This window comes from Burkholderia sp. WTPI3, from assembly GCF_021483755.1.
Lineage (GTDB): Bacteria > Pseudomonadota > Gammaproteobacteria > Burkholderiales > Burkholderiaceae > Burkholderia.
Map to the genome: position 1 here is coordinate 1 of NZ_JAGIXF010000197.1, position 2,825 is coordinate 2,825.

Below are 2,825 nucleotides of genomic sequence, written 5' to 3' on the forward strand. Positions count from 1 at the left end.
ACGAGCGTGTCGCCGGTCGCCACGCGGCCCGCGAATGCGGTGCCCGTCACGACGGTCCCCTGCCCGGCGAGCGTGAACACGCGATCGACCGCGAGCCGGAACAGGCCGTCGTCGCGGCGCGCGCGCCACGCGAGCGCCGCATCGGCGAGGTGTCGCTTCAACGCGGCGACGCCAGGATCGTCCACGCGCGTCGCGCAGGTTTCGAAGATCGGTGCGCCATCGAGCGTCGAGCCGTGCAGCCACGCCGCGATCTCGTCGCGCACGGCCGACAGGCGTGCGGCATCGACGCGATCGCACTTCGTCAGTGCGACCACACCGTGCGTGACGCCGAGCAGTTGCAGAATCGCGAGATGCTCGCGCGTTTGCGGCATCACACCGTCGTCGGCAGCGATCACGAGCAGCGCGAAGTCGATTCCGCTCGCGCCGGCCGCCATCGTATGAATCAGCTTCTCGTGGCCCGGCACGTCGATCAGGCCCAGCACGTCGCCGTTCTCGAGCGGCGCATACGCATAGCCGAGCTCGATCGAGATACCGCGCGCCTTCTCTTCCTTCAACCGGTCGGTGTCGACACCCGTCAGCGCCCGCACGAGCGTCGTCTTGCCGTGGTCGATATGTCCTGCGGTACCGACGATCATGCAACCGGTCCCGCGATCAGCGCGCATTGCGCGACGAATGCCGCTTCGTCCGCGGCCTCGAGACAGCGCAAATCGAGCCGCAGTGCGTTGTCGGCGACGCGGCCGATCACCGGGTGCGGCCATTCGCGCAACCGCTTCTCGAGCTGCGCGAGTGCGCGGCCGCTGCGCTTGCCGTCCGGCGTGCGCACGACGAGCCCGGCGCTAGGCAACTGGTCGACCGGCAGCGCGCCGCTGCCGATCTGGCTGAACATCGGTTCGATGCGCACGTCGAAACCGCTGCCGAGCGCGGCCTGCAATACCGGGCGCACGCGCTCGGCTGCTTCGGCGATGTCGTGCTGCGGCCGCGTCAGCAGCCGCAGCGTCGTGAGCCGTTCGCGCAGGAATTCCGGCGCCTGATAGAGCCGCAGCACGGGTTCGAGCGCGGCGAGCGTCAGCTTGCCGACGCGCAGCGCGCGCTTGAGCGGATGTTTCTTGATTTTCGCGACGAGCGCGCGATCGCCGGCGATCAGGCCGGCCTGCGGACCGCCGAGCAGCTTGTCGCCGCTGAACGTGACGAGGTTCGCGCCGGCCGCAACGGTTTCCTGCACGGTCGTCTCGTGCGGCAAGCCCCATTGCGACAGGTCGGCGAGCGTGCCGCTGCCGAGGTCGACCGCCACCGGCAGCCCGTGCTCGCGCGCGAGCGGCGCGAGTTCGGCGAGCGTCACCTCCTTCGTGAAGCCGCTGATCGCATAGTTGCTGCAGTGCACCTTCATCAGCAGCGCCGTACGCGGGCCGATCGCGTCCGCATAGTCGCGCAGATGCGTGCGGTTGGTCGTGCCGACCTCGTGCAGCTTCGCACCCGCGCGGCTCATGATGTCGGGAATGCGGAATGCGCCGCCGATCTCGACGAGTTCGCCGCGCGACACGATCACTTCGCGTTTCTGCGCAAGCGCGGACAGGGTCAGAAACACTGCCGCCGCATTGTTGTTGACGACGGTTGCTGCTTCCGCGCCCGTCAGTTCGCACAGCAGATCGTCGATCAGGTCGTCGCGGTCGCCGCGGCGGCCGGTACCGAGATCGAATTCGAGGTTCACGGGTTGCGTGAGTGCGGCGACCACCGCGTTCACTGCATCGTCGGGCAGCAGCGCGCGCCCGAGATTGGTATGCAGCACGGTGCCGGTCAGGTTGAACACCGCGCGCACGGCGCCCGCGCTCTGCGCGGCCAGCGTGCGGGCGACGGCCGCCGCGATGTGCGGCTCGTCGAGCGGCTCGGCCGACGACGGATCATGCTGCGCGGCGGCACGCCAGCGCTCGAGTTCGGTGCGCACCGCGTTCAGCACGCGGGTGCGGCCGTAGTCGGCGAGCAACGGTTGCAGCGGCGCCGACGACAACACGCGCTCGACCGACGGCACGCGCGCGAGGACGGTATTCAGTTCATTCAAACCCGGTTCGGTCACGTGGTCGTGGCTCCATTTCGATGCGCGGCAGGCAAACGGGGGCCGGGGCTTGCGCGCCCGCCCCGGCTGGCCGCCGTCAGTCCGCTTCGCGCGACATGTCCGGCCACAGCAGCGGGTTCGGCGAACTGCGCTGGTAGCCCGCTTCGTTCATCAGCAGATCGAGCGTGAGGCTTGCGAGATCGTCCGCCAGCGGCTCGAACTCGTAGTCCTTTTCCTGGTAGCCGATCTTGCGATAGGTCTTGCACTCGTCGCACGACTCGGCCTTGACGGCTTCGCTGCCGCCCTCGATTCCGTGATAGGCGATGCCTTTCGTCGAGTCGCAGTGCGAACATTTCGTGCGCACCATATGCCACTCGGTCGTGCAGAGCCCGCACTGCAGGAAACGGTAGCCCTGGAACTGGCCGCCGACGCGCACGACGCTCGCGACCGGATGCGAGCCGCATACCGGGCACAGCCCCGGCTGGTCGAGATACGGAATATCGGCCGGTGCGACGCGGCTGGCGAGATCGGTCCACACAACCTGCAACGCGGCCATCAGGAACGGCGCGGTGGCCGGGTCGACTTCGGCGAAGCGCAGCGCGAGGATCGCGTCGGCCTGCGCGTCGAGTTCGGCTGGCGACATCAGGCGCAGCCGGTCGAGCAGCTTCGCGAGCGACGGATTGACGAGCCCGGCGCTTTCGACGCGGTCGAGCAGTTCATACAGCACGGCCCGCCACCGCGGGTCGCGCTCGCCGTCGAGCGCGGGCACGAGCGG

The 2,825-nt window shown here is 69.0% G+C and carries 3 protein-coding genes; all 3 read right to left on the reverse strand.

What is annotated here, in order from left to right; genetic code table 11:
* A partial coding sequence (gene selB, locus J7024_RS36725; RefSeq protein WP_234746037.1) for a selenocysteine-specific translation elongation factor occupies window positions 1-635 on the reverse strand: 635 nt, incomplete at its 3' end.
* Window positions 632-2,071 carry an L-seryl-tRNA(Sec) selenium transferase gene (selA, locus tag J7024_RS36730; protein ID WP_124826358.1) on the reverse strand — a complete coding sequence of 480 codons (1,440 nt, stop codon included), beginning with the start codon at window positions 2,069-2,071 and terminating at the stop codon, window positions 632-634. The genes selB and selA, both read right to left, overlap by 4 nt.
* A gap of 76 nt (window positions 2,072-2,147) precedes the next feature.
* The coding region (gene fdhE, locus J7024_RS36735) for a formate dehydrogenase accessory protein FdhE (RefSeq protein ID WP_234746038.1) at window positions 2,148-2,825 on the reverse strand (678 nt) is incomplete at its 5' end.